The organism is Sulfurimonas sp., assembly GCF_041563035.1.
In the GTDB taxonomy this organism is placed as follows: Bacteria; Campylobacterota; Campylobacteria; order Campylobacterales; family Sulfurimonadaceae; genus Sulfurimonas.
The window spans coordinates 91,619-116,322 of the sequence record NZ_JBFFNS010000006.1 but is presented as its reverse complement, the minus strand read 5'-3'; the positions used below and the strand labels follow the sequence as shown (position 1 = coordinate 116,322).

28 protein-coding genes and 1 pseudogene are annotated in these 24,704 nt (G+C 33.9%); 17 read left to right on the top strand and 12 right to left on the bottom strand.

All coding sequences use genetic code 11. The features are described from left to right. The 3 genes from ABZC13_RS06365 to ABZC13_RS06355 are packed head-to-tail and all read left to right on the top strand — an operon-like array spanning window position 1 to window position 1,281. A complete protein-coding gene (locus tag ABZC13_RS06365; RefSeq protein ID WP_373001485.1) occupies window positions 1–423 on the top strand; it encodes an ACT domain-containing protein in 423 nt (140 codons plus the stop codon). Next, window positions 423–842, top strand: a complete 420-nt coding sequence (locus tag ABZC13_RS06360; protein ID WP_373001483.1) for a PaaI family thioesterase — start codon at window positions 423–425, stop codon at window positions 840–842. The genes ABZC13_RS06365 and ABZC13_RS06360 overlap by 1 nt, the downstream gene beginning before the upstream one ends. Beyond that, entirely contained in the window at window positions 829–1,281 is a 453-nt protein-coding gene (locus tag ABZC13_RS06355) for a hypothetical protein (protein WP_373001481.1), read from the top strand. Before ABZC13_RS06360 ends, ABZC13_RS06355 begins: the two co-directional genes overlap by 14 nt. On the opposite strand, the gene ABZC13_RS06350 is transcribed toward ABZC13_RS06355, so the two are convergent. Next, window positions 1,274–2,347 carry a GGDEF domain-containing protein gene (locus ABZC13_RS06350; protein WP_373001479.1) on the bottom strand — a complete coding sequence of 358 codons (1,074 nt, stop codon included), beginning with the start codon at window positions 2,345–2,347 and terminating at the stop codon, window positions 1,274–1,276. The two genes, ABZC13_RS06355 and ABZC13_RS06350, sit on opposite strands and share 8 nt — an antisense overlap. Window positions 2,348–2,561: 214 nt before the next feature. On the opposite strand from ABZC13_RS06350, the gene dapA reads away from it, so the two are divergent. After that, window positions 2,562–3,455: a 4-hydroxy-tetrahydrodipicolinate synthase gene (gene dapA, locus ABZC13_RS06345; protein ID WP_373001477.1), complete on the top strand. Its 894-nt coding sequence runs from the start codon at window positions 2,562–2,564 to the stop codon at window positions 3,453–3,455. Window positions 3,456–3,457: 2 nt separating this feature from the next. Further along, window positions 3,458–4,240 (top strand): enoyl-ACP reductase, encoded by a 783-nt coding sequence (locus ABZC13_RS06340; RefSeq protein ID WP_373001475.1) that lies wholly within the window; start codon window positions 3,458–3,460, stop codon window positions 4,238–4,240. Window positions 4,241–4,288: 48 nt separating this feature from the next. On the opposite strand, the gene ABZC13_RS06335 is transcribed toward ABZC13_RS06340, so the two are convergent. Next, window positions 4,289–4,573, bottom strand: a complete 285-nt coding sequence (locus ABZC13_RS06335) for a cytochrome c (protein WP_373001473.1) — start codon at window positions 4,571–4,573, stop codon at window positions 4,289–4,291. Between the two features lie 196 nt (window positions 4,574–4,769). Here ABZC13_RS06335 and ABZC13_RS06330 point away from each other — a divergent pair, with 196 nt between their 5' ends. Beyond that, window positions 4,770–5,147 (top strand): ankyrin repeat domain-containing protein, encoded by a 378-nt coding sequence (locus tag ABZC13_RS06330; RefSeq protein WP_373001471.1) that lies wholly within the window; start codon window positions 4,770–4,772, stop codon window positions 5,145–5,147. 12 nt (window positions 5,148–5,159) lie between these two features. After that, a complete protein-coding gene (locus ABZC13_RS06325; protein ID WP_373001469.1) occupies window positions 5,160–5,483 on the top strand; it encodes an MTH1187 family thiamine-binding protein in 324 nt (107 codons plus the stop codon). Between the two features lie 21 nt (window positions 5,484–5,504). On the opposite strand, the gene ABZC13_RS06320 is transcribed toward ABZC13_RS06325, so the two are convergent. Together ABZC13_RS06320 and ABZC13_RS06315 are read right to left on the bottom strand one after the other, a co-directional pair. Then, on the bottom strand, window positions 5,505–6,209 hold the full coding sequence (locus tag ABZC13_RS06320; RefSeq protein WP_373001467.1) for a response regulator: 705 nt from the start codon (window positions 6,207–6,209) through the stop codon (window positions 5,505–5,507). 3 nt (window positions 6,210–6,212) lie between these two features. Continuing rightward, complete coding sequence (locus tag ABZC13_RS06315) at window positions 6,213–7,988, bottom strand: 7TM diverse intracellular signaling domain-containing protein (RefSeq protein ID WP_373001465.1); 1,776 nt, start codon at window positions 7,986–7,988, stop codon at window positions 6,213–6,215. A gap of 175 nt (window positions 7,989–8,163) precedes the next feature. Between ABZC13_RS06315 and ABZC13_RS06310 the strand changes: the two genes are divergently transcribed. The 4 genes from ABZC13_RS06310 to ABZC13_RS06295 all read left to right on the top strand — a co-directional run bounded on the left by ABZC13_RS06310 (window position 8,164) and on the right by ABZC13_RS06295 (window position 12,758). After that, window positions 8,164–10,308, top strand: coding sequence for a diguanylate cyclase domain-containing protein (locus ABZC13_RS06310; RefSeq protein WP_373001463.1), 2,145 nt, complete (start codon window positions 8,164–8,166; stop codon window positions 10,306–10,308). Between the two features lie 133 nt (window positions 10,309–10,441). After that, window positions 10,442–10,993, top strand: a complete 552-nt coding sequence (gene pgsA / locus ABZC13_RS06305) for a CDP-diacylglycerol--glycerol-3-phosphate 3-phosphatidyltransferase (protein WP_373001461.1) — start codon at window positions 10,442–10,444, stop codon at window positions 10,991–10,993. Further along, window positions 10,993–12,045, top strand: coding sequence for an RIP metalloprotease RseP (rseP, locus tag ABZC13_RS06300; protein ID WP_373001458.1), 1,053 nt, complete (start codon window positions 10,993–10,995; stop codon window positions 12,043–12,045). The genes pgsA and rseP overlap by 1 nt, the downstream gene beginning before the upstream one ends. 38 nt (window positions 12,046–12,083) lie before the next feature. Further along, complete coding sequence (locus tag ABZC13_RS06295; protein ID WP_373001456.1) at window positions 12,084–12,758, top strand: YggS family pyridoxal phosphate-dependent enzyme; 675 nt, start codon at window positions 12,084–12,086, stop codon at window positions 12,756–12,758. Between the two features lie 80 nt (window positions 12,759–12,838). Here ABZC13_RS06295 and ABZC13_RS06290 read toward each other — a convergent pair whose 3' ends face one another. The 5 genes from ABZC13_RS06290 to ABZC13_RS06270 all read right to left on the bottom strand — a co-directional run bounded on the left by ABZC13_RS06290 (window position 12,839) and on the right by ABZC13_RS06270 (window position 16,700). Next, on the bottom strand, window positions 12,839–13,222 hold the full coding sequence (locus ABZC13_RS06290) for a cytochrome C (protein ID WP_373001454.1): 384 nt from the start codon (window positions 13,220–13,222) through the stop codon (window positions 12,839–12,841). Window positions 13,223–13,375: 153 nt separating this feature from the next. Beyond that, entirely contained in the window at window positions 13,376–14,302 is a 927-nt protein-coding gene (locus ABZC13_RS06285) for a sensor histidine kinase (protein ID WP_373001452.1), read from the bottom strand. Further along, window positions 14,295–15,437, bottom strand: a complete 1,143-nt coding sequence (locus ABZC13_RS06280) for an FIST signal transduction protein (protein WP_373001450.1) — start codon at window positions 15,435–15,437, stop codon at window positions 14,295–14,297. The genes ABZC13_RS06285 and ABZC13_RS06280 overlap by 8 nt, the downstream gene beginning before the upstream one ends. Before the next feature lie 4 nt (window positions 15,438–15,441). After that, the gene (locus tag ABZC13_RS06275) at window positions 15,442–16,095 is read right to left on the bottom strand and encodes a tRNA-uridine aminocarboxypropyltransferase (RefSeq protein WP_373001448.1); all 654 of its coding nucleotides are present in this window, start codon (window positions 16,093–16,095) and stop codon (window positions 15,442–15,444) included. Next, on the bottom strand, window positions 16,092–16,700 hold the full coding sequence (locus ABZC13_RS06270; protein ID WP_373001446.1) for a hypothetical protein: 609 nt from the start codon (window positions 16,698–16,700) through the stop codon (window positions 16,092–16,094). Before ABZC13_RS06270 ends, ABZC13_RS06275 begins: the two co-directional genes overlap by 4 nt. 56 nt (window positions 16,701–16,756) lie before the next feature. Here ABZC13_RS06270 and ABZC13_RS06265 point away from each other — a divergent pair, with 56 nt between their 5' ends. Then, window positions 16,757–17,995, top strand: a complete 1,239-nt coding sequence (locus tag ABZC13_RS06265; RefSeq protein ID WP_373001444.1) for an NAD(P)/FAD-dependent oxidoreductase — start codon at window positions 16,757–16,759, stop codon at window positions 17,993–17,995. A gap of 5 nt (window positions 17,996–18,000) precedes the next feature. On the opposite strand, the gene ABZC13_RS06260 is transcribed toward ABZC13_RS06265, so the two are convergent. Further along, complete coding sequence (locus tag ABZC13_RS06260) at window positions 18,001–18,228, bottom strand: hypothetical protein (RefSeq protein WP_373001507.1); 228 nt, start codon at window positions 18,226–18,228, stop codon at window positions 18,001–18,003. A gap of 137 nt (window positions 18,229–18,365) precedes the next feature. Here ABZC13_RS06260 and ABZC13_RS06255 point away from each other — a divergent pair, with 137 nt between their 5' ends. After that, entirely contained in the window at window positions 18,366–18,668 is a 303-nt protein-coding gene (locus ABZC13_RS06255) for a hypothetical protein (RefSeq protein WP_373001442.1), read from the top strand. Here the strand turns inward: ABZC13_RS06255 and ABZC13_RS06250 are convergent. Together ABZC13_RS06250 and ABZC13_RS06245 are read right to left on the bottom strand one after the other, a co-directional pair. Next, window positions 18,652–19,203 carry a thiamine phosphate synthase gene (locus ABZC13_RS06250; RefSeq protein ID WP_373001440.1) on the bottom strand — a complete coding sequence of 184 codons (552 nt, stop codon included), beginning with the start codon at window positions 19,201–19,203 and terminating at the stop codon, window positions 18,652–18,654. The two genes, ABZC13_RS06255 and ABZC13_RS06250, sit on opposite strands and share 17 nt — an antisense overlap. 2 nt (window positions 19,204–19,205) lie before the next feature. Continuing rightward, a complete protein-coding gene (locus ABZC13_RS06245; RefSeq protein WP_373001438.1) occupies window positions 19,206–19,652 on the bottom strand; it encodes a hypothetical protein in 447 nt (148 codons plus the stop codon). Between the two features lie 123 nt (window positions 19,653–19,775). Between ABZC13_RS06245 and ABZC13_RS06240 the strand changes: the two are divergent. The 4 genes and pseudogenes from ABZC13_RS06240 to ABZC13_RS06225 all read left to right on the top strand — a co-directional run bounded on the left by ABZC13_RS06240 (window position 19,776) and on the right by ABZC13_RS06225 (window position 24,698). Continuing rightward, a pseudogene (locus tag ABZC13_RS06240) lies at window positions 19,776–22,064 on the top strand (ribonucleoside triphosphate reductase). After that, window positions 22,027–22,731: an anaerobic ribonucleoside-triphosphate reductase activating protein gene (locus ABZC13_RS06235; RefSeq protein ID WP_373001436.1), complete on the top strand. Its 705-nt coding sequence runs from the start codon at window positions 22,027–22,029 to the stop codon at window positions 22,729–22,731. The pseudogene ABZC13_RS06240 and the gene ABZC13_RS06235 overlap by 38 nt, the downstream one beginning before the upstream one ends. A gap of 68 nt (window positions 22,732–22,799) precedes the next feature. Next, window positions 22,800–24,512, top strand: a complete 1,713-nt coding sequence (locus ABZC13_RS06230) for a nitrite/sulfite reductase (protein WP_373001434.1) — start codon at window positions 22,800–22,802, stop codon at window positions 24,510–24,512. 57 nt (window positions 24,513–24,569) lie between these two features. Then, window positions 24,570–24,698 carry a hypothetical protein gene (locus ABZC13_RS06225; RefSeq protein WP_373001432.1) on the top strand — a complete coding sequence of 43 codons (129 nt, stop codon included), beginning with the start codon at window positions 24,570–24,572 and terminating at the stop codon, window positions 24,696–24,698. Window positions 24,699–24,704 lie beyond the last annotated feature (6 nt).

The following is a 24,704-nucleotide window of genomic DNA, read 5'->3' as shown; positions in this document are numbered from 1 at the left end:
ATGTCAAAAATATTAAAGCAATTATCTATATTTGTAGAGAACAAAAAAGGTGAATTGAGTGATATCACTACACTTCTGGCATCAAATAACATCTCTATCAATTCGATTAATCTTTCTGATGCCAGTGATTTTGGTATACTTAGGCTAATAGTAAGTGACAACGACAAAGCAAAAGCCATCTTGGATAAAGCTGGTTTCTCTTCTCGTTTTACTGATGTATTTGCAGTAGAAGTAAGTGATCATATTGGTAGTTTTAACAGTGTTATAAAAGCACTTGCAAAAGAAAATATCAACATTGAATACACTTACACTCTCTCAAATGCTCAGATTGGTGCGTTTATATTTAAGGTCTCAGATAGAGAACTAAGTCACGCAATCAAAACACTTGAATCTGATGGTATTAATTTACTCAGCGAGGTATAATGAACGCTCAAGAAATTGACAAACAAGATATAGACTTCTTGAAATTTATCGGTGGTGAAGTCCTAGACCTTGGTGACGGTTATGCTCAACTTGGCTTTGATGTAGAACCACATCATAAACAGCACTTTGGTGTAGTTCATGGCGGTGCTATCGCTACACTTGCTGACCACTGCGGATGGTACGCTGCTGTCTCAGTACTTGATAAAGGTTTCAGTGCGGTAACTATTGAGATAAAAATCAACTACCTAAAACCTGCAAGAGATGAAGTTCTAAAAGCTGAAGCAAGGGTTGTAAACCAATCAAAAAGAACTATATTTACAACGATAGAGATATTTTCAAAAGATACTCTTGTTGCTTATGCAACCGGAACTTACCACGTCTTAGATGAAAGAAAGGCCTTGGATAATGCTAAACAATAGAGAAATAAGTGATAGATTTGAAGTTCAGATAAACACACTTTACAACTGGCAAAAAAGTAAGCCTAAACTATATGCTTATCTTCAACATGCCGACTACAATAAAGAGAGAAACAAAGAGATAAATGTACTTCTAGAGTATTATTCAAAGTCTATAAACAAAGACTTTAGTGTAGAAGAGATTCACTACATAATCAACTCAGACATAAATCCACATACGATAGAAGAGATAGAAGACCTGCATAAGATTTTCATAACACTAGAAGCTAAAAACCTATCTATTAAAAGTGACTTTCTACTAAAAATATATGATAAATTTCACACTATGAACATCATAGAAAAGTATATTTTTTACAAAAAAGTATTTAGAATCAGAGACAAAGAAAGTTCTTACTCAAAAGAAAAAATAGAACTTTACTTTAAAGAATATCTAGTTAGTTAATAACACTTACCTGATTTCTACCATACTCTTTAGCTTGGTATAGTGCCTGATCTGCTCTTAAAAATATATCCTCAAACAGTTCATCACTTCCTCTGTTTTGTGTTACACCTATACTAGTAGTTACTTTTATGACATCATGTCTGCACTCTATCGGAGATTCTTCTACTTCTTGTCGTATCTTCTCTGCAAGCGAGGCAGCACCTTGAGAATCTGTTTCAAACAAGACTATTGCAAACTCTTCACCACCTATACGAGCGAATATATCACTTTTTCTAAGCATACCTTCTATTATTTTAGAAAAGTAGATTAAGACTTGATCTCCTACCTTATGCCCATAGTTGTCGTTTACTTTTTTAAAGTCATCCAAATCAAGTAAGATAAGAGAAATGTCTTTATACTGAATCTGTGAAGCTTCAAAATCTTTCTTTGTTATTTCATCAAAACATCTTTTGTTCATTATGCCTGTCAGTCCATCTGTAGATGCCAGAAGATGCAGTGCAACATTTTTTTCGCGCAGAGAGTTCTCATAGTCTGCAATTTTATTAGTATATATGCTCGATAAAAAGCTACCGATCACAAGTCCCAATAGACCAGAAGTAATTGCCACTTCTGAGAGTTTTAAATCTATCAAGTAGTTAGATATAAAAATAATAAAAATCGATGTAATAGTAACAACAGCACCGCTAAAACTACCCAAAAGCATATAAGCTACAAAAGTAAGAAGATAAAACCAGATAACTCTAAACTCATCTTGAGGAACAAATATAAGAGCAGAAGTAAATGCCATAAGAGAAAAGAGCAAAAGAAAAATTGCTGCTGTATGATAGTTCTCTTTAGATGCACGAAGATAAAAGATTATCATAAATGTTAAAAAGCCATAAACATAATTGACTTTTGAGTGAACAACACCTATATCGTTGATGCCAAGATCACTTAGTGTTCCAAAAAAAGTACTAAAAAAAGCGACAATAACTAAGATGGAGTTAATCATTTTAAATTTAAATTTTAAAAGATCTTCATCCTCATTAAAGTCAAAACCACTATATAAAAAATTGCTTATTCTCATCACTGTCTGTTAAAATCCTCATTTATCATATTTTTGTGATAATACCATACTATTAATTATACTTATTTTACGTCATCATATTAATTTAGATAAGTCTATATTATTTATGTTGTTTTGTTATAACAAAATACAGTTTTAATAGTTTTTCGATATAATTGCGCATTATTAAATACATAAAAAAATTCTTCACAAGATTTTTCACTAAGGGCAATAAATGAATATAGTAACTGGTTCTTCTACAGCATTGATAACTCCATTTAAAAATGGGAAACTTGATGAGCAGTCGTATGCTGCGCTTGTACAAAGACAGATCAATAACGGTATGAATGCAGTATGTCCGGTAGGAACTACTGGTGAAAGTGCAACTTTGTCATATGATGAAGACAAAAGATGTATGGAAATAGCTGTAGAGGTTTGTAAAGGAACTAATACTAAAGTTCTTGCAGGTGCTGGAAGTAATTCTACATCAGAAGCTATAAATGCTGCTAAAAATGCACAAGAATGTGGCGTAGATGCAATTTTTTCAGTAGCTCCATACTATGTAAAACCTTCTCAAGAGGGTCTTTATCAGCACTATAAAGCAATAGCTGAAACTGTACCTGATCTCCCTTTTATGCTTTACAATGTTCCTGGTCGTACAGTTGTTGACATCGAAGCAGATACAGTTATCAGACTTTTTGATGATGTGAAAAACATATATGGTATCAAAGAAGCGACAGGAAGCCTAGAACGTACAATTGAGCTTCTTTCTCGTCGCCCTGAGCTTAAAGTATTTTCTGGTGATGATGCTATTGACTTTCCTATGTTAGCAAATGGTGGAGCTGGAATCACTTCTGTGACATCAAACCTAATGCCTGACCTAAAATCAGAGTTAGTTAGACTAGCATTAGCTGGAGACTTTGCAGGCGCTAAAGCTATCAATGACAAGCTTTACCCACTAAATGCAGTAATGTTCTGTGAATCAAACCCTGTGCCTATAAAAGCAGCTATGTATATTGCCGGTCTTATCGATACCTTAGAGTATAGACTTCCACTGGTACGCCCAAGTGTTGAGAATATGAAAAAGATCGAAGAAGTTATGAAAAATTACGAAATTAAAGGACTATAAGAATGAGCGAAAAGACTATGCAGGGAAAAACTTTATTTATCAGTGGCGGAACTCGCGGTATCGGTAAAGCTATCGTTTATGCATTTGCAGAAAAAGGTTGTGATGTGGCATTTACTTACGCTTCGAGTGCCGATGCTGCAACCGAGATTATCTCTGATGTTGAATCAAAGTACGGTGTTAAAGCTCGTGCTTATAAACTAAATATCTTAGAGCCTCTTACTTACAAAGATGTATATAAAGAGTTTGACGAAGACTTTGACAGACTTGACTACTTCATCTCAAATGCTATTATTTCTGGTCGTGCTGTAGTTGGTGGTTTTGCTCCGTTTATGAGACTTAAACCAAAAGGTCTTGGTAACATCTGGACTGCTACTGTTGAAGCATTTGTAGTTGGTGCTCAAGAGGCTACTAAAAGAATGGAAAAAACTGGTGGTGGTTCTATCATCTCTATGAGTTCTACTGGTAACCTTGTCTACACTCCAAACTATGCTGGTCATGGTACAAATAAAGCCGCTGTTGAGACGATGGTTCGTTATGCTGCTGCTGAACTTGGTGAGAAAAACATCCGTGTTAATGCTGTAAGCGGTGGTCCTATCGATACAGATGCACTAAAAGCATTTCCAAATTATGAGGAAGTAAAACAAGAAGTTGTAAATCGTTCTCCGCTAAGTCGTATGGGAGATGCTACAGACCTTACAGGTGCATGTCTTTTCTTGTGTGAAAATGGCTCTTCTTGGTTAACTGGCCAAACTATAGTTGTAGACGGTGGAACTTCTTTCCAATAAGTTACAAATAATTTCCACCTCATATGAGGTGGAAACTCTTCTTAAAAATTATTTACCAATTTTCTCAGCAATAGCATTAATATCAGCTTCAGATAGACCTTTTGAATGTTCAACCATCATTGCTTTCATAGCTCCGCCATATGTTCCAGCTTGATAGCCTTTCATAGAAGCAACAATATCAGCTTTGCTCATATCTTTAATAACTCTACTTTTACCGCCAAGTGCAGCTTTCTCACCAGTTTTACCATGACAAACTACACACTTCTGATATGCATCAGCCATTGCTAATGAACTTAAACCTAAGATAGCTAATAATACGATTGATTTTTTCATCAAATTCTCCTGTTATTTAACTATATTATAGTCTAAATAATCTTTATAGTCTAGATATTACCTTTAAATTATGAATAATTATTCATATTATATATCTCTATATTATTGTTTATAATTATCCGATTAAGTTAGCATTGAATATTCATATGTATAATACGAACACTTATAATAATTACTTAAAATAAAAGGAATAAATATGCAAAACATAGATACTTTTGAAATATTTGAAAAGATAGTTTACGATAATGACCTGGAACTTTTTAAAAGCGAAGTTGCTAAACTTGATGATATCAATATCCAAAACAAATATGGCTGGACACTTTTACATATAGCTATCAGAAGAGACAGAGTTGATATGGTAAATTTTTTACTTGACAGCGGTGCAGATATAAACAAAGTTGACGGTGTTGGCTGGACTCCGCTTATGGAAGCTATCATGGATGATATGCCAAAGCTATGTAGAGTTCTTGTAGATAGAGGTGCTGATAAGTCTATTGCTAATGCTAGAGGTGTGACAGCTCCTATGCTTGCACAAAAGTTTGGTCGTGTTGATATGTACGACACACTATCTTAAGAGGAGTTACAAATGAGCGTACTATTGGAATTTGCAATGTTCCCGACTTCAGATGAGTGCAGAGAAGGCTCTTCTGTTTCTGCTCAGGTCAGCAAGATCATAGATGCCATAGACAAGTCAGGTGTGTCCTATAAACTGACACCAATGGGTACGGTAATTGAGACAGACACGATGAAAGAAGCCTTAGCTATCATTGAACTGGCTTACGAGCAACTAAGTGACTGCGAAAGAGTCTACTCATCTTTAAAATTTGATATCCGTAAAAATACGAAAAACAGACTAAAAACTAAAATAGCATCTGTTGAAAAAGCTTTAAGTAGAAAAGTAAATCACTGATGCAAAAGAGGTGGGTTCATCCTACCTTTTTAAAATATATCCAAAATTTATAATATTATCAATATATAAATTTGGAGTTTTTCTTTTTAACCTTGATACGGTATCTCGTATCGTTGAGTTTGATATATCTTTATTGTTCCATACACTTTCTTTTAATCTATCATAAGAGACATTTTGGTTTAAGTTTTTAGAAAAAACATATAAAACCTCAAGCTCATTTGTTGTTAAGTCAATAGCTATATTATTAATATAAAATGTTTTATTTGAAAAGTCATATTTTTGTTGCATTCCTAGGTCTACGACATCATTTTTTGCTGTATTTTCATAATTTGATTTATTCATAGAATATTCAACTCTTTTTAAAGTTATTGATAATGCAGCTTCAACTTCATTCGCTTCAAAAGGTTTAATAAGATATCCAAATGCGTTCGTATCACTTGCTTCTGATATAGTATCAGAATCTCCATAAGCAGTTGTAAAAATGATAGGTAAAAAACAGTGCTTATTTAAGAGCTTGGCACCAGCTATACCGTCTGTTGATCCTTGAATATTTATATCCATAAAAACTATGTCTATATTATAATTTTTTACTATATCTAAAGCATCATCCATATTTGTTGCATCATAGATATCTGTAAAATCAAGTGACTCCAAAATATCTATCAAATACTGTGTACTTATAACTTCATCTTCGACTATTAATATATTTAAATCTTTATTTTTCAAAATCTACTTTCCTGTTGCAAATTGAAGTTCAAATTTTGTACCGTTATTAAAGGAAAAATCATACTTGTTTTTTGGCAGTTTTCCACAAAACTGTTCTATAAGTTTTATGCCTATACCTTTTTTTTGTTTGATATCATCAAAACCTGCACCATTATCTTCAATACTTAAATAAATTCTGTTTCCCTTTTTTACTGCTACGACTTTAATACAAAGAGAATCAATATTTATATTGTGTTTTACGGCATTCGTAATAGCTTCATTTATGATTACACCTAAAGATACAGCATGATCAAACTCTATAGTTATATCTTCAATATCAGAATCAAATATTATATTCTTATAACCACTGGATATATTGTAAATAATCTTGTCTAGATAATCTTTTGTATTTATATAAGCCAAGTTGTTAGCGTCATAAAGATATTCGTGTATCATAGACATAGATTTTATACGGTTTATCAACTCTTTAAATTCTTGAGAGTTATTGCCTTTTTTTCTACTTTGAAACCAAAGCATCCCTATAACCATATGAAAGTTATTTTTCACTCTGTGGTAAACCTCTTTTAGGAGCAATTCTCTTTCTTTTAGTAGTGATGTTAATTTATTTGTTCTATTTTCAACTTCAAGTTCAAGGTAGTATTGTGTATTTTCTTTTATCTCATTATATCTATTGGCAAGCAAAAATGAAAATATAGTAATCTCTATAGCAGAAGTTACTAAAAAGCCATATCTTGTAAAGTTTGTATACTCAAAAGTACCATTAACCATAAACGTGAACAATACTATAAAAGTAAAATACAGCAACATAGCAAAAATATAATATTTTGTTTTATTATGACCTTTAAAGTAAATAATAGTTGATATAGCTATAAGCAAGATACAAACTAATCCTGCATAGTTGTTTATAAGTTGATTCCAAGGTTGATATGAAAAAACTACTAAGACTCCAAATATGAAAAATGGAAGGGCTAAAAGTTTAAGTGCCCTATGATATTTTGTGAGATATTTTTTCACTTCAAGATATTCAATGGAAAAATACACTAGAAAACCTAACATAAAAGAAGCGGCAAGCTGTAATTCGTATATATACTTTTGCAGGTCTACATAAACCAATAGCCCACTTATATTTAAAAGATAAATAATATTGAAAAAACTATACCCTACATAATAGATGTATATTCTTTCTTTGGTCTTGACATATAAAAAGAAATTAAAAAGTACAATAATAGATATGATTCCAAGTATAAAAATATAAAGTGTATTTATTCCCATACTGTTATCAAAGTAATAATATGATTTTTCATAAATTTCAATATTTCCGAAATAAGCATATTTTCCTTTTAGTTCAAGATAATATACTTTTTTTTCGTTTGGATTCAATGTTATGTCGAAAGCCAAATGATTTGTTTTTATATCCCTTTTTTCTATAGGTGTAAAAACTCCATTTGATTTTTTTATCCAATTTTTGTCATAGTAATAGAGGTTCGCAACTTCATAAAAGCTTTCATTTAGGCTTAAAATAAAATTTTCATTTAAACTTTTATTTTCTATGCTAAACTTGAACCAAGCTTTACCTTTTATATATCCTAATGCAAAATTATTTTGAGTAGTTTTTTTAAACTCTTTTCTTGATATCTCCTCGATAGTTAATCTAGAGGTTTTATCTTTTACGTAAGAGACACTAAAGTGATTGTATTTATCTTTTTTGCCAACAAGGATATTTGAATCGGCAAATACAAAGACAGACAAAAGCAGTAAAAGTGGTAAAAGTCTTAACATTTATTTTTTTCCTTAATCAAAATTTATTATATCTGATTTTAAATCAGATTTTCCGTCACCATTCCGTCAGCAATTTGTTATCATATATTAAAATATTTTTAAGAGAGGTAGAAAATGAATCCATTTTTAGGTGCAATAGCTATTGCGGATATTCTACTGCTTATTGGTTGTTAAGATGCAAGATAATATAAACTTCATGTTGAAGTCAAAAGAACTAAATAACTTGTTAAATACCTCTAAAGAGATTATTGTAATAGATGTTAGAACAGTATCTGAATATAATAATGGACATATAGAATCAGCTGTGAATTTTCCAGAAGTATTTACATATTTACCGGAAGGAATTACTACAGATAAAGAAAAAGAAGATTTTATAAAATTTTATGAAATATTATTCTCTAAAGCTGGTGTAAGTAAGAACGAACTTGTAGTATTCTATGAAGATAAATTTACTTTAAAGTCTCCAAGAGGGTTAACTATTTTAAAATATCTCGGATATGACGAAAACAATATCAAGGTGTTGGATGGAGGCTATTTAAAGTGGGTTGATTCAGGTTTTAAGACCACTAAAAAAAGCATACAAAATACACAAAAAATATTTACTGCGAATATTGATAAAGAGCTTTTTGTAGATTATCATGAGATGCTGTCATTGATTGACGATCCTTCAATTATTAAACTGGATGTTAGAGACAAAGATGAATGGATTGGTATTAGTTCATCTCCTTACGGCATTGATTTTGCTCCAAAGAAGGGAAGAATCCCCCATTCAGTCTGGATAGAGTGGTATAACTTTATTACCAGTGATATGTTGAGTGTAGAATCTCTTCATAAAATAAACAATGAACTACAAAAAAAGAATATACAACAAAACGATAATATTGTTTTGTACTGTTTTAAAGGGGCAAGACTTTCAAACAGCTATATAGCTTTAAGAAGACTTGGATATCAAAATATTAGAATTTATTTTGCTGGCTGGAATGAATGGTGCAGAAAAGACAATGCCCCTATTATTAATGAAGTAGAAAACAATAATAATCCTATTCTGCAAGAGAATATTGCTCTTAAAAATAAGTTAGATCAAATTAATTTGAAAGCTGCATCTTTAATAGATTTTCCAAAATACAATAAAGAGCCAATCTTTGCTTTTGACAGAAGTGGACATATTGTTTTTCAGAATGAAGCCACAAAAATAAAGCTCCCAAATATTAAACAGATATCAGATGTTTTTCCGGATATCAGCACAGCAGATATCTATAATATTATTGATAATAACAAAACTAAAAGTACTACAGTAAAAATAAATGATAAATATTATTTACTAAATTTCATTGGTTCAAGGAATGTGAACAACATACTAGCTTATGGCTTTGAGACTACAGAAATGAATATTTTAAATAAAGATTTAAAACGTCAAAACAGCCTAATACAGAATATAATCAATACTGTCCCATTCAGAATATTTTGGAAAGATAAAGAAGGATATTATCTTGGAGCAAATTCATTATTTTTAGAAGATGCACAACTAAAGAACATTGATGATATTGTTGGAAAAACTGATTTTGATATGCCTTGGGCTAATACACAAGCACAACTTTTTATAGATGATGATACAAACATTATGAATACAGGGAGAGCAAAACTTCACTATGAAGAAAATCTAACAAACAATCTTGGTAAAAATATTATTATTTCTACTTCCAAAACTCCATTGAAAGATGAATCTGGCAATATAGTAGGAGTCCTTGGTTCTTATGCTGATGTGACAAAACAAAAAGAGATGGAACTGACTCTATTAAAGCAAAAAGACATTCTAGAACATCGGGCGCATCATGATTCGTTAACGGGACTTCCAAATCGTGTTTTATTTCAAGACAGACTATCTCAGGCCATTAATAAAGCGAATAGAAGAAACACTAAAATTGCTCTATTTTTTCTTGATCTTGATCACTTTAAAGAGATCAATGATTCTTTTGGACATGAGATTGGAGATATAGTTTTAAAGACTGTAACCAAAAAACTAACTAACGCAATAAGACTTGAAGATACCGTCGCTCGATTAGGCGGTGATGAGTTTACAATTATTATTGAAAATCTAACGTGTGAGCAAGATGCTTCACATTCAGCAAAAAAAATATTAGAAGAACTGGCACATCCGGTTGTTATTGGGGAAAACACACTTTATATATCTAGCAGTATAGGTATTAGCATCTACCCTGATGATGGATTATCTTCTAAAAATCTTTTAATGTTTTCAGATGCAGCGATGTATAAGGCAAAAGAAAAAGGACGGAATAACTTTCAATACCATAACGCTTAATCAAGCTCTATTTAGTCCTATGCCTTTAAATCGTTGAAACAAACAAGAAGTAAAAAATACTTGTTTAATTTTTTGAGCATTAATTTAGCAAAATAAAGATAAAATCACATTATTATAAATTCAAGGACTTTTTTTGTTAAACCTCCCAAATGCCTTAGCATCACTTCGCATACTTATAGCACCGTTGATGTTTTGGGTAATTTTAAATCCGGAAATATTTACAGATAACGGTTACCATATCACTTGGAACTACTACTTTGCATCCCTACTTTTTGTCTTAGCATCTGCAACTGATTTTTTTGACGGCTATATCGCTCGTGAATGGGATCAGATGACTATGCTTGGTGGTATATTAGATCCACTTGCTGACAAGATGCTTACATTAGCAGCTTTCTTAGGCCTTATGATGATAGGTGAGGCTTCTGCTTGGGCAATCTACATCATCATTGTTCGTGAGCTTTTTATCACAGGTATCAGAACTGTTGCAGTTAGTGAAGGACTTGATGTAAAAGCTTCATGGGCGGGCAAAGTAAAAACGGTGGCACAGATGATAGCTATCGGTTTTTTACTTATGCACTGGCCTATGGGTAATGAGCTTTTATGGTTTGCAGTAGCACTTACTGTCTACTCTGGTTTAGAGTATCTTTGGGGCTTTAGAAAAGCACTTCTTAAGGACGAGATTTAATGAGTTTTTTAGTATCCCTATTAGTCCTATCGGCACTTATATTTTTTCATGAGCTAGGTCACTACTTTGCGGCTAGGATGATGGGTGTTTCGGTAGAAGTATTTAGTATCGGTTTTGGTAAGAGAATGCTTACCTTTAAAAAATGGAGTACTGAGTGGAGTATCTCTGCTATTCCGCTAGGTGGATATGTGCGTATGAAGGGTCAAGATGATTCTGATCCTACTAAAAAAAGCTACGATGAAGACAGTTATAATGTTAAGACTCCTATGCAAAAAATATTTATCCTTTTTGCAGGACCTCTTGCTAACTTTGTACTGGCATTTGTTCTTTATTTTATTATCGCTCTTGGTGGTCCAAATATTTTATCTCCTGTTATTGGAGACGTTGTTAAAGACTCACCTGCACAAGTTGCAGGACTAAAGACAAACGACACTATCAAGTCTATCAATGGTGTGGCTATCACTACATGGAAAGAGATGGCAAAGATCATAGAGCACTCTGATGGTTCTCTAAACGTGGAAGTTTTAAGAGATGGTTTTATAGAGTTTAAGACTCTAACTCCCAGCATTAAAGAGACTAAAAATATGTTCAACGAACTAGTCCAGAAAAAGATGATAGGAATAGGCAGTGCAGGAGTTTCACATAAACTTGAACTCAGTCCTTCTGAGACACTTAGCTATGCGACAGAGCAGACTATCTTTGCATCTACAATGATATTTACGGGACTTAAAAAGCTTATAGTCGGAGAAGTCCCTGCTAAAGAACTTGGCGGAGTTATTAGCATCGTTAAACTGACATCAGATGCAACGAGCGCAGGATGGATGAGCGTACTATTTTTTGCGGCACTCATATCAGTGAACTTAGGAGTTTTAAATCTTTTGCCGATTCCGGCTCTTGATGGTGGACATATTATGTTTAACCTTTACGAGTTTATCTTTAGAAGAGAAGCTAGTGAAGCTATAATCATAAAACTGACTATCGCAGGATGGGTAGTACTTTTTTCACTTATGGGACTAGGTCTCTTTAACGATATTAATAGATTGATTGGATAAGTCGTCAAAGAAAAAGATTTACTCGAAAAGGAAATTAAATGACACAAGAAGAATATAAAATATATATAGATAACGTGATTAGAAGAGTTGAGACTGCTAGACTAAAAGTTAGTGGTCATCACATTGTTAAAACAGTAGCTATTAGCAAGTACTCTACTTCTGATGAAATAGCAGATCTTTACAACATTGGTCAAAGAGCATTTGGTGAGAACAAGGTTCAAGACTTAAAGCTAAAAGCTGAAAAACTTGAAGACCTTCCGTTGGAGTGGCATTTTGTAGGTAACTTACAAAAAAATAAGATAAATAACCTACTGGATATTAATCCTACTCTGTTTCATGCACTTGATTCTATGGAGTTAGCAAAAGAGCTACAAAAGAAGCTTGAAGCTAAAGATATGACTCTGGATGCACTACTGCAAATAAACTCTGCGAAAGAGGAATCAAAGCACGGTTTTATGCCTGAGGTAGCGGCAGATGCATATGCTCAGATTCAAAAAGAGTGCCCAAATATAAACCTAAAGGGTGTTATGAGTATTGGTGCTCATAGCGACGATAGAGATATTATTAAAAAGAGTTTTGAGACTACTTATGAAATTTACAAAAACCTAGATGGAGCGACGATTTGCTCTATGGGAATGAGTGGGGATTTTGAACTAGCAATTGAGTGCGGGTCTAACATGGTTAGACTTGGCTCAGTTATGTTTAATAAATAACATTACTGACAATAAACAATACAAATGACCACTCTAAAGTTGATTCTTTAGAGTTTCACTTGTTTAATAAGTAGTAGGGGTTACCAGCCTCTAACTATTTTGTGACATGCGATACAGTTAGCAGTAAGCTCACCATACTCTCTTGTAGCATCTGAATAGTTGTCTGCTGCAACAGCTTTCTTTAATGCTTTAATATTTTCACTTACATTTTTGTTGATGTTATGAGTAACTTGAACTTTATTGTTGTTTTTAATAAAAACAGACACATCTACATTTGCAAAGATAGCGTTCGCATTTTCTAGTACTGCAATACCAGCAGCGATATCATTTTTATTACTATATAAAAAACCAGCTTGAACCTGATTCATTCCCTGTGTCATTAGACTCATTGTTGCGTTAACTGTAGTTTCATTTGCTAGTGCCAGTATTGAACTTGCAGCTAAAGCCAAAATCATTTTTTTCATATACATCTCCGTGGTTTTTTTTATTAATATAGAGTTATGGTACACTTTTATTTATTAAATGGTTATAAATTAATTTTATAATTTATGTTATATTTTAGAAAGTGAATTTTAGAAGCACATTTATGATATCTTCATAACAATTTTAAACTTCTATTAATGAGACAATATGACTTTAAAAACAGCCCCATCCCTGTTATTAGCTACTTCAAGTTTTCCACCGCAATGTTCTTCAATAATTATTTTGCTCATATAAAGACCTAAACCGGTTCCACTTCTTTTCATCTTTGTAGAGAAATAAGGATCAAATATTTTTTCAATATTATCCAAAGATATCCCACCACCGTTATCGCTTATTTCTAAGACTCTAGTTTTATCTTGCTTGTATGTTCTTATTTTAATATATGGATTTTCTATATTGTTTTCAACAAGAACATCTTCAGAGTTTTTGATTATATTTATAATTACATGCTTTAGCTCATTAGAATATACATTAAACTCACTCTTACAGTTTAGATCTTTAATGATCTCTATATTTTTAGCTGTAATAGAGTCTCCTATGATGTTTAAAACACTCTTTACCTCTTCACAGTAACTGGTTCTTTGCATCTCTTTTGCTGGTCTAAAAAAGTTTCTAAAATCATCAATAGTATCACTTAGATGCTGTGAGTAGTTTGCTATGCTTTCCATAGAACCTACCAGTTTTTCTTTTTCTATCTTATCAAGCATTACATCAAACTGTATGGATGCAGTTGTTACACTTATCATATTTAGAGGTTGTCTCCACTGGTGAGCTATCATACTTATCATTTCACCCATCTGAGCAAAACGTGACTGTTGAAACATTAGCTTATCTTTTTTCTCAACTTCTCTGTGCGCTTTTTCCAAATCATCTACAACTTCTCGCATCTCTTGTGAAGCGATATCTAGGGAATGCTCCATTATACGGCGAGTCTCACTGTTATCTTTGTACGATTGTTCAACATATTTAAGAAGCATACTAAAAGAGTTCTCATCAAGTGATTCAAAGGAACTGATACCAGCCTTTTTAAGCTGTCTTATTAGTAGTTTATCTTCAGTCATAATCTTCTACCTCATACATCAACATAAGCGTCATTGATTGATTGTGAAAGTCGCAACCACCAGATTCAATTTTAGATATTTCACCATAAGAGTAAAAACCAATTGTCGATACATTTTCTCCTAAAGTGTCATGGACTACTTCTATTTCATCTTCTGCTTCTTGTTTTAACACAATTTTTCTAGCTATACAGTTTATGGCGATACAAAGAGCTTTTTGTTTACCATCATAATTTTCTATGAGACTCTCTGCAGCCTCTTGAGCTCCCATAATCAAATCATCTAAATTTGCTTTTGCAAATGTAACAATACTGTTTTGTGGGATGCTTGCAGCAAGTGTTATGGAGTTTTTTTCTTCATCTATTGCTTTAATAGCTCTAAGTGTAGGAGTAGTGGAACCCTCCTCTAAAAGCATCAAAGGAAAGTATAATCCGGATGCAGGAAGCGCTGAAGCATGACTTCCTAAGTATCTTTTATATAGTTCCAATGCAGGTTTATTATCTAGAGTATATAAAACATTGTCTTGTGAGTAAGTCACCCTTCTATCAAGCCCAAATCTTGACCAACCACATTTGCATCCATATTCAACACGAAGATCTTCTCCATAGAGTCCAACAGCGATAATCTGCTTTTTCATAAGTTGAGAGTTAAGTAAAATCCATGTCTTGTTAAACTCAACTCCGTCCCCTGCCAGACCACCGGTTATGACACAATCACTTGGCACATCAGTACTAAGACCTTTTGTAAGTTCTGAGCCGTTAACATTTAAAACATTCGCTAAAAGAAAGATTGATTTTAGATTTTCTTTTGGTAGGTCGGTTAGTATATTTTTTCCAATATCAAATGAGTTATGCTCACTTATATCTTTAACAACTACTCTGAAACTGCTTTTGTTAAAGTGCATTATTGAGACACTGAGAGAATCATTATATATTTCACTGCCATATATCTCACCAGAAGTAGAAGAACCTACTACAGTCGCTTTTGGAAATGTTTCTACTATGTCATCAATTCCCTTTTTAACTTTTAAGACATTGATACTTCCAAACATGATGATAATCGTATTTTCAGAGTCCATACTAGCATCTAGTACATCATCCCAATAACCGTTTTTATAAAGATAAGTATTAATCTGCATTATTTTATATCTCGCTTCGTCGTTTAAACCTTACAGCGTTACTTATAGGATTAGCAATTATCTGTTGCTGATACTCTATCATCTGCTCAAAAGGGTTCAAAAACTCTTCTAAATCATTTTTCTCTATATTCTCTATTTCATACTTATTCAACAATTCCAATACACTAAGAGTTGATTCTATAGTTGAGAGACAAAACTCAGCAGGTTGCTGTTTTATCTTAAACTGTGACAACTTTACAGAATCAAAACTCATATGTCTTAGAGCTTGAAGGTTTTTAGATTCTCTTAACATCTTCACTGAACAAGACCAGGTAGAGTCTATGATAAATATTGCCATATCTCTTTTGCTATGCGGATTTGTACGGCTGATATTTAGAGCTTCTTTGGATGGATATAGAACATAACTATCGTATGATTCTATAATCTCGTTTATTTTTTGATGGTTTGAAAAGTCTACACCAACAAATAATTCAGAATTTTGTAAAGCTAAATGAGTCAGATGCCCTGTTCCATTTTTTACTTTTTTAAACTCTTTTGGATGCATCAGTATAACAAATTTTGTTTTAGTCTTAACATTGTGAATGTGCTCACACATACATGAACTTGCAGGTCGGTAACACTTATAGCATTTTTCCCTGTCTCCAAAATATGTCTTCAACGTCCACCAATCGAACGAAGTGGACTGATAAGCGGTGTAAAAAAGACCAGTTTATCATTCCAGTTACTTAGAGCTTTTGATGAGTCATTTAGCACCAATCCTTCATGCTTTAACCCTTCTATTGTATCGCTATCTTTTACTTTTATTTTATTTGCTATTTCCATAAACTCTTTGTTTGAAAATCCGTAAGCATATGAGTATATTTGCGAGTCACTCGCTTGAATCATGACATTTAAGTATGTTTTGTCTTTTAGTGGGAACTGCACTAGTTTTAGATTATTTCTTCTATAGACAACATTGTAGTTCTTTCTATCATCAAATACATACATAACCGTATATAGTCCACGATGTCTAAACTCAAAATTCATAGCTGTTCTTGCATCTTCATAAAAAAGAATTCTTCCGTTTTCATCTTCTAGTTTATATATCGTCACAAAAAGGTCTTTAAAGTTTAAAAAACTTGAATCAATAATCTTATTTGTAAGTAATAAGTCACTCGAACTATACTTCAAAACCAGTTCTTTATCTTTGTTTAATCTCAAAGAACTCGTACTACATCCGGCTAAGATAAAAATAGTTAAAAATATTAAAATTAGATTTTTCATAACTTTATTATACTACAATTGCACTTATTAATATGCTAGTAAGTAAGGGATGTCTCTTGTCAAAAAACTATGATCTTATCGTTGTTGGAGCCGGTGCAGCAGGAATGATAGCTGCCATAAGAGCTGCTAGAGATGCCAAAAATGTACTTCTACTTGAAAAACTATCTCAAATAGGTGCAAAATTAAAAGCAACTGGCGGTGGCCGTTGTAACCTTACAAACACTCTCTCAAATGAAGAGTTCATGGCAAAGTTTGGACGAGACGGCCGCTTTATGCAAGATGCTCTAAAAAAGTTTAATCATAAAAATCTCATAGAGTTTTTTAAAGAGATCGGAGTTGAGACTCATGCACCTGACGGTTTTAGAGTATTTCCAACTTCACATAGCTCTTCTACTATTATCTCAGGTTTGACGAACGAGATGCAAAGAGTCGGCATCGAAGTTTTATGCTCACAAAAAGTGGAAAAATTACTTAACGAGGATAATCACGTTACTGGAGTACAAACATCAACTAACACATTTCTAGCTCCTAATATTATCATCGCAACCGGAGGCCTAGGCTATCCTGTTTTAGGTGCCGAAGGAGATGGATACTCTCTTGTTCACGAACTTGGACACAAAACTACAGAGCTGCATCCGGCGATGATGCCACTAAAAACTAAAGAAGAGTGGGTTGGAAACTGTCGTGCAGACACCATAGCTAAAGTTGAACTTCGTGTAGATATCAAAAAACATAAAAAATTAAAAGCTTCCGGTGATCTTATCTTTACTAAAAGCGGAATCAGAGGTCCTGTAGTTTTAGACTTTGCAAGAGAGATAACACCACTTATAAGTAAATATGGTGAAGTTCCAATTTTGTTAAACCTTACAAAGGGGATGAACGAAGAACAGATAACAAAGCATCTAAAGGATGAAGCTCTTAAAAACCAAAACTCAACCATGCATGAACTTGTATCTACCCTACTTCCAACTCCTCTTGCCCTAGAATTATGCCTACTCAGTGCGGTTGATCCAGATGCAAAACTAAAAGCTGTCTCAGGCAAAGAAAGAGCAAAACTTATAAACCATCTTGCGTGGACACCGCTTAGCGTTACTGGGCATGACGGCTTTAAAATGGCGATGATCACACGTGGCGGTATAGTTTTAAAAGAAATAGATCCTAAAACAATGCATAGTAAAATTATAGATGGATTGTACTTTTGTGGGGAAGTTATGAATCTAGACGGACCATGTGGAGGATATAACCTCCAATGGTCATTCGCTAGCGGTTATTTAGCAGGAGAGCTAAAAATCTAATGTTACTATTTTTTTGAAGATTTCTTTGCTGCTTTCTTTTTAGCAACTTTTTTCTTCACTACTTTTTTTGCAGCTTTCTTCTTAGCAGCTTTTTTCTCTACCTTTTTTGCTACTTTCTTTTTAGCAACTTTTTTCTTATCAGCTTTTTTAGCTTCTTTCTTTTTTACAACTTTTTTAGCTGCTGGTTTTTTTGCAACTTTTTTAGTTACTTTTTTCTTTAACTCTTTTGCCATTTGTGGATCCTTTTAGGGTTATTTTATGACTTATTACTTACTTTTAGTAATAAATTATAGTAATTATACACTTTATATATATTTATGTCAACAAATTTGCTATAATTATGGTTACAAAAAGATTACAAAGAATTATTATGACATTTATTGATTTTAAAAAATTACTACTAGATGCTGAGATTAGCCTGCCTAAGTTTAGTAAACTCATAAAGGTAAGCGATAAAAACCTTCAGTCTTATAAACAAAAAGGTGAAGTTCCAAATACAATAGCAGTGATAGTTACATGTTTTGCTGCTATGCATAAAGAGGGTATGGATTTTCGTGAAATTATCGAAGCTTTAGAGCTAACAGCCAAAGTAAAAAAGGGTGCAGGTTTTGCCAAGAAAAAGAAACCTGCTAAAAAAGACGAAGAAACAGTAGATACTAATAAAAGTATCTAATAGAAGCAAATCCGTAAGCTTTCGTCTCTTCGATAGCCTTAATCTGTTCTTCTTCAACTATCCCGCCAAGAGCAAAGACTTTTACCTCATGCTTTTGCAGAAGCTCTTTTAAGTCGTCGATACCTTTTGGTTCACCCTTACCGGGGGATGCGAAGATAGGGCTATATGTAACTGCATCTGCACCAAGTTCTTTAGCTTTTAAGACTTCATTATGAGTATGTGTACTGATAATAACTTCGAGACCAAGTTCTTTAGCTTTTTGAATCTCATCAAACTGAGTTGATGTTAGATGTACACCAGTCGCTTCCAAGCTTTTTGCCAGTTTTACATCTCTATGTATAAAACTTTTTATAGTTCCAAATTGATTGCATACTTCTACAAAATGAGCTGCCTGAACATCATAGTTCGGATTTGATTTATCTCTGTAGAGAGCATAAGTGGGTTCGTGCTGAGTGAATTGTTCATGCACGATGTTACGAAAGATTGCAGGTGTATCTGTATAAAACTCTCGTGAGGTTATAAGATACTTTTCCATACTTATCTCAAAAGAGGATTTGCATTTGCTTTGGCAGGAGCTGTAAAGTCTACTTTTTTAGCTTCCTCTCCACTTCTATATCTATCTGCCACTCCATTCATGTGATAGGCTAAACGATTTAGTAAATAGAGTTCATCGCCACTATATTTCTTCTGCGCTTGGGCTATAAAGTTTTGTAAAAACTCTATACTATCTTTTTCATCATCAAACTCTATGCTCTTTACTATAGCCATAACTTCATCATACTCTTCATCGCAAGAGTCTAGGAAATCATATGCAAGGTCTATAGTCTTCATCGTATCAAGAGCCGTAGAGAAGTTAAAATGGTTATACAACATACAACCTACAAAGTACTCAATATCTGAACTTTCAAACTCAGAATATTGTTTTTCCTCATTCTCAAAATGCTTATGCCAAATTTCTAAAATTTTTTCTGTTTTTTTCATCATGCGCAATTATACCCTATAGCAATTAATAGAGCTTTTAGTGACACATAAGTGACACATTTTGTTATAAATATTTAACTCATCTTCTATTAAAATTCACTTTACATTCAAAGGGAGTCTATAACTATGGTTGAAAATATTCTAAAAAGAGACGGTACGCACAAAGAGTTTTTATCTTTTAAAATCGAAGACGCAATTAAAAAAGCATTTAAGAGTGAGAATATTACTTACGATAGCTCTATATTTTTTAATGTTCTAGATCGTCTTAAAAGTAAGCGTGTTGTAGCTGTTGAGGATATTCAAGATGCCATTGAGAAAGAGTTATACAAAGGAAGATACTTTGACGTAATGCGCTCTTTCATCCTTTATAGACATATGCACAAAATGCAAAGAGACAGTATGCTTGATGATGACACAACGTACATCAACTCAACGCAGACTATAGAAGAGTATATCAACAAAAGTGATTGGAGAATCAAAGCAAATTCTAACACAGGTTACTCAAACGCTGGTCTTGTAAACAACACTGCCGGAAAAGTAATAGCAAACTACTGGCTTGATAAGATATACTCAAAAGAAGAAGGTCATGCTCATAGAGACGGTGACTATCATATCCATGATCTTGACTGTCTTACGGGTTACTGTGCCGGTTGGAGTCTTCGTGTACTTTTAGATGAAGGTTTTAACGGTGTTCGCGGTAGAGTTGAGAGTGATGCTCCTAAGCATTTTCGTGAAGCTCTTGGACAAATGGCTAATTTCCTTGGCATCTTACAGAGTGAGTGGGCAGGTGCTCAGGCATTTTCATCGTTTGACACTTACTTAGCTCCTTACGTTTTTCGTGACAAGCTTCCGTACAAAGAGATCAAAAAAGCTGTTAGAAGTTTTATATACAACTTAAATGTACCGGCACGCTGGGGACAATCTCCATTTACAAATGTAACTATTGACTGGACAGTTCCAGATGATCTTAAAGACCAGTTCCCTACTTCTAAACAGCTTCACCTTTTTAAGAACCTTCTTGACAGTGAACTAGAAACAGAAGCAAAAACAAGAGGGTGTAACTCTCTTGGAGAAATGACATATAAGTACTTTCAACCTGAGATGAACCTTATCAATAAAGCTTATTATGAGGTAATGACTGAGGGTGACAAAACTGGTCAGCCATTTACATTTCCTATTCCTACTGTAAATATTACAGAAGATTTTGACTGGTATGGTGAAAACACTGACATTCTTTTTGAGAACACTGCTAAGATAGGTTCTTCATACTTTCAAAACTTCATAGGTTCTCAGTACAAAAGAGATGCTGATGGAAACCTTGTAGAAAACGAAGAAGCTTACAAGCCTGGACACGTTAGAAGTATGTGCTGTAGACTTCAACTTGACCTTAGAGAGCTGCTAAAGCGTGGCGGTGGTCTTTTTGGAAGTGCTGAGATGACTGGTAGTATCGGGGTTGTTACACTAAACATGGCTAGACTAGGTTTCCTTTACAAAGGAGATAAAGAAGCTCTTATGATTCGTATAGACCAGCTTATGAAGCATGCAAAAAACACTTTAGAGAAAAAGCGTGTTTTCATACAAGAGATGTACGACAGAGGACTTTTCCCATACACTATGAGATATCTTCCGGGCTTTAAAAACCACTTCTCTACTATTGGGGTAAACGGTATCAATGAGATGATAAGAAACTTTACTTCAGATGCTTATGATGTTAGTTCAGAAGCAGGAATAGAGTTTGCAACTGAGATTTTAAACCATATGCGAGATAGAATGGTTGAGTTTCAAGAAGATACTGGAAACCTTTATAACCTTGAAGCTACACCTGCTGAGGGAACTACTTATAGATTTGCCAAAGAAGACAAGAAAAGATATGGTGACTCTATTTTACAAGCTGGAATGGATGAAAATATTTACTATACTAACTCATCTCAGATTCCTGTTGATCTAACAAATGACCCTTTTGAAGCACTTACACTTCAAGATGACCTTCAGTGTAAATACACCGGAGGAACAGTTCTACACCTTTACATGCAAGAGAAAGTCAGTTCAACTGAGGCGTGTAGAAAATTAGTCAAAAATGTTATCTCTAACTTTAGACTTCCATACATAACCGTAACTCCTCTTTTCTCAGTTTGTCCGAAACACGGATACATCTCAGGAGAGCATGAGTACTGCCCAAAATGTGATGAAGAACTGATTCACGAGCAAGAAAACCTGAAACTAGAAATTTCATAAATTAAAACCAAAACAAAGGAAAATATTATGAGTAAAAATGAAGCATTAGCATTACTAAAAGATAAAAGACAAAAATGTATTGTATATACAAGAGTTATGGGGTATCATAGACCTGTTGAGAGTTTCAATGTAGGAAAAACTGGTGAGCATAAACAACGAAAGCAATTCACTGAGTGCTAAAAAACTAGTTTACGATGTAACAAAGTTTACTCATGTTGACTACCCTGACCACCTAGCCTGTATAGTGTGGTTTAGCGGATGTAACATGAGATGCGACTACTGTTACAACAAAGAGATAGTATTTGCCAAAAGTGGAAGCTATACCATTGATGATGTTTTAGAGTTTTTAGAAACAAGAGTCAATCTTCTAGAAGCTGTAGTTCTTTCCGGTGGAGAAGCAAGCTCGCATGACTTAGTAGAATTCTGCCAAGCCGTAAAAAAACTTGGATTTAAGATAAAACTAGACACCAATGGAACTTATTTTTCGCAGGTAAAAGAGTTACTTGAACTAGAACTACTGGACTTTGTAGCACTTGACTACAAAGCACCAAAAGATAAGTTCATACAAATCACACACTCAAACAAGTACAGTGAGTTTTCAAAAACACTAGACTTACTTATAGACAACTTCATAGATTATGAAGTTCGAACAACTCTTCACTATGATTTGCTAGATGCTGATGACATTAATGCCATCATAAAAGACTTAGTAATCAGAGGTTATGATAAAAACTACTACATACAAACGTTTCTAGATACAGGAGAGTCAATTGCAGATATCGGTCCTGCTTCTAAGTCTTTTGATTCATCTCTTTTGTCAAATGATCTAAATATTGTCTGGCGTTAACATATATCAATTTTTTTATAATAATTATTAGGTAAAATGAAGTATTAGAAATATCGGAGCAGATTTTCATGCAGACAGAAGAACTAGAACCAAAACTAAACAAACGTGAGAGATACAAAGCCAGATTAAGACCAATAGACTATTTTAAAGATTTTGAAAACATTGACTTTGAAAATCTTGGAGAAGGAGATAGATTATTTCTTCAAGACTTTGGTATCTTTACTACGGACTTTTTAGAAGATGAGTTTACTATACGACTTCGTATAGCTGCAGGAATGCTTACTCACGAGCAATTTTCTTATATAGCTGATGTAGTAGAAGAGTATGACCTTACTGTTATCACTACAGCTAGAGGTGGGCTACAGATTCACGGTGTAGATGAAGAAAATGTTTTAGAGATCTGGAAAAAGTTCAACATGCACGGTCTTACAACATGGCAAAGCTTCGGTGACAATATCAGAAATATCGTAACAGATGCCTTTGATGGACGCGGAGTATACTGTGAGATAGAGACCTACCCTATCATCATGCAGATGCAAGAGTACATCATCAAAAATCCTCGTTATGTCGGGATGCTTCCTCGTCGTGTATCTATCGGTATATCTGGAAATAGTGCCAGTGTGACATCATTTTTCGCAAATGACTTATACTTTGCTCTTGCAAAAAAAGACGGTGTTTACGGCTTCAATGTCTACATGGGCGGTAAAAACACAGAGATAGCTCAAGATACAGATATCTTTTTACTCCAAAGCGAAGTCTTTGATTTCTTTAAAGCTTTTACAGAAGCATTTTACCTGCACGGTTCTCGCTTTTCTCGTTCTAAAACACGTCTGTTTTATCTTATAGAAGATATTGGACTAGAACACCTTAAAGCTCATATAGAAAAAGAGTACGGCAAACCGTTTGAGTCAGGCGGAGAGCTGCAACTGGATAAAAAACTTTTCTCACCAAACGAAAAACTAAAAGATGGAACTTACTCTTACTGCTACCAAACAGACTTCGCTCGTCTGAGTGTGAAGGAGATGAAAGATATATCTAAATTTGCCTCTGAGAACAATGTTGAGATAAGAATCGGTGTTGATCAAAACATCTACCTTTTAGGACTCCCGGATGCTTCCACTCCGTTTGCATCTCCAAAAGAGAGTTCTACTATCATCGCTTGTGCGGGTAATCTTTGTCCTTACTCTTTTTGGAGTATCAAAAACGAGACTCAATACCTGCCTCTGAGCAAGATAGCAGAGCATGGCATCACAGTCGGCTTTTCCGGGTGTATCAAAGGTTGTGGAAGACACAGACACACAGACATAGGTCTAGTCGGTCTAAAGACTAACAACTTTGGAGATACAGATGGAGGTGCTAGAGTCTTCATCGGTGCTGTTCACACAACTGGACAGAGCATCGGACGTATGCTATTTTCAATGGTTCCCTTAGTTCATCTGCATAAGACTCTTGAAGTTATTATAGAGATATACGAACAAAGCGGTTATAAAAACTTCGAAGAGTTCTCTGAAGCCATCCTTAACAAATTCTCTGAAGAGTTCTTGGCTCTATGGGTATTGGCAAACCTACAGACTGGCAAAGCTCTAAAACTAGAACCGACGAGTTCGGGGTTTGAATATGAAAAAAATCTACTTAAAACTAACTTTGGAGATGTAGACTTTTTAGAACCCATAGATGAAGAGTTCTCTCACTCAGTCAGTGCACTTGCTAAAAAGCTGTGGACGGTAGCAGGTGAAGACCCGACTTACAAACCGAAGATAAATAGGGTTAACTTTCGTTAAATTGGTCTAAGAATATTATTGATAGAAAGTATCTTCAGCTTTTGATATACTTTCCATATGAAAATACTAAGCATTAGCCTAATAATCATAACACTTTTTACAGCTTGTTCCGCCACTCGCATCGGTGCACATTCAGATGGAAAACATCACAGTGTTGGAGCAAAAACAAACCTTCTAAAGTTCTAGTATAAT

Coding starts and splice junctions, on each gene's coding strand:
- ABZC13_RS06365 (WP_373001485.1), top strand. CDS start 1: ATGTCAAAAATATTAAAGCAATTATCTATATTTGTAGAGAACAAAAAA.
- ABZC13_RS06360 (WP_373001483.1), top strand. CDS start 423: ATGAACGCTCAAGAAATTGACAAACAAGATATAGACTTCTTGAAATTT.
- ABZC13_RS06355 (WP_373001481.1), top strand. CDS start 829: ATGCTAAACAATAGAGAAATAAGTGATAGATTTGAAGTTCAGATAAAC.
- ABZC13_RS06350 (WP_373001479.1), bottom strand. CDS start 2,347: ATGAGAATAAGCAATTTTTTATATAGTGGTTTTGACTTTAATGAGGAT.
- dapA (WP_373001477.1), top strand. CDS start 2,562: ATGAATATAGTAACTGGTTCTTCTACAGCATTGATAACTCCATTTAAA.
- ABZC13_RS06340 (WP_373001475.1), top strand. CDS start 3,458: ATGAGCGAAAAGACTATGCAGGGAAAAACTTTATTTATCAGTGGCGGA.
- ABZC13_RS06335 (WP_373001473.1), bottom strand. CDS start 4,573: ATGAAAAAATCAATCGTATTATTAGCTATCTTAGGTTTAAGTTCATTA.
- ABZC13_RS06330 (WP_373001471.1), top strand. CDS start 4,770: ATGCAAAACATAGATACTTTTGAAATATTTGAAAAGATAGTTTACGAT.
- ABZC13_RS06325 (WP_373001469.1), top strand. CDS start 5,160: ATGAGCGTACTATTGGAATTTGCAATGTTCCCGACTTCAGATGAGTGC.
- ABZC13_RS06315 (WP_373001465.1), bottom strand. CDS start 7,988: ATGTTAAGACTTTTACCACTTTTACTGCTTTTGTCTGTCTTTGTATTT.
- ABZC13_RS06310 (WP_373001463.1), top strand. CDS start 8,164: ATGCAAGATAATATAAACTTCATGTTGAAGTCAAAAGAACTAAATAAC.
- rseP (WP_373001458.1), top strand. CDS start 10,993: ATGAGTTTTTTAGTATCCCTATTAGTCCTATCGGCACTTATATTTTTT.
- ABZC13_RS06295 (WP_373001456.1), top strand. CDS start 12,084: ATGACACAAGAAGAATATAAAATATATATAGATAACGTGATTAGAAGA.
- ABZC13_RS06290 (WP_373001454.1), bottom strand. CDS start 13,222: ATGAAAAAAATGATTTTGGCTTTAGCTGCAAGTTCAATACTGGCACTA.
- ABZC13_RS06285 (WP_373001452.1), bottom strand. CDS start 14,302: ATGACTGAAGATAAACTACTAATAAGACAGCTTAAAAAGGCTGGTATC.
- ABZC13_RS06280 (WP_373001450.1), bottom strand. CDS start 15,437: ATGCAGATTAATACTTATCTTTATAAAAACGGTTATTGGGATGATGTA.
- ABZC13_RS06270 (WP_373001446.1), bottom strand. CDS start 16,700: ATGAAAAATCTAATTTTAATATTTTTAACTATTTTTATCTTAGCCGGA.
- ABZC13_RS06260 (WP_373001507.1), bottom strand. CDS start 18,228: ATGGCAAAAGAGTTAAAGAAAAAAGTAACTAAAAAAGTTGCAAAAAAA.
- ABZC13_RS06255 (WP_373001442.1), top strand. CDS start 18,366: ATGACATTTATTGATTTTAAAAAATTACTACTAGATGCTGAGATTAGC.
- ABZC13_RS06250 (WP_373001440.1), bottom strand. CDS start 19,203: ATGGAAAAGTATCTTATAACCTCACGAGAGTTTTATACAGATACACCT.
- ABZC13_RS06245 (WP_373001438.1), bottom strand. CDS start 19,652: ATGATGAAAAAAACAGAAAAAATTTTAGAAATTTGGCATAAGCATTTT.
- ABZC13_RS06230 (WP_373001434.1), top strand. CDS start 22,800: ATGCAGACAGAAGAACTAGAACCAAAACTAAACAAACGTGAGAGATAC.
- ABZC13_RS06225 (WP_373001432.1), top strand. CDS start 24,570: ATGAAAATACTAAGCATTAGCCTAATAATCATAACACTTTTTACAGCT.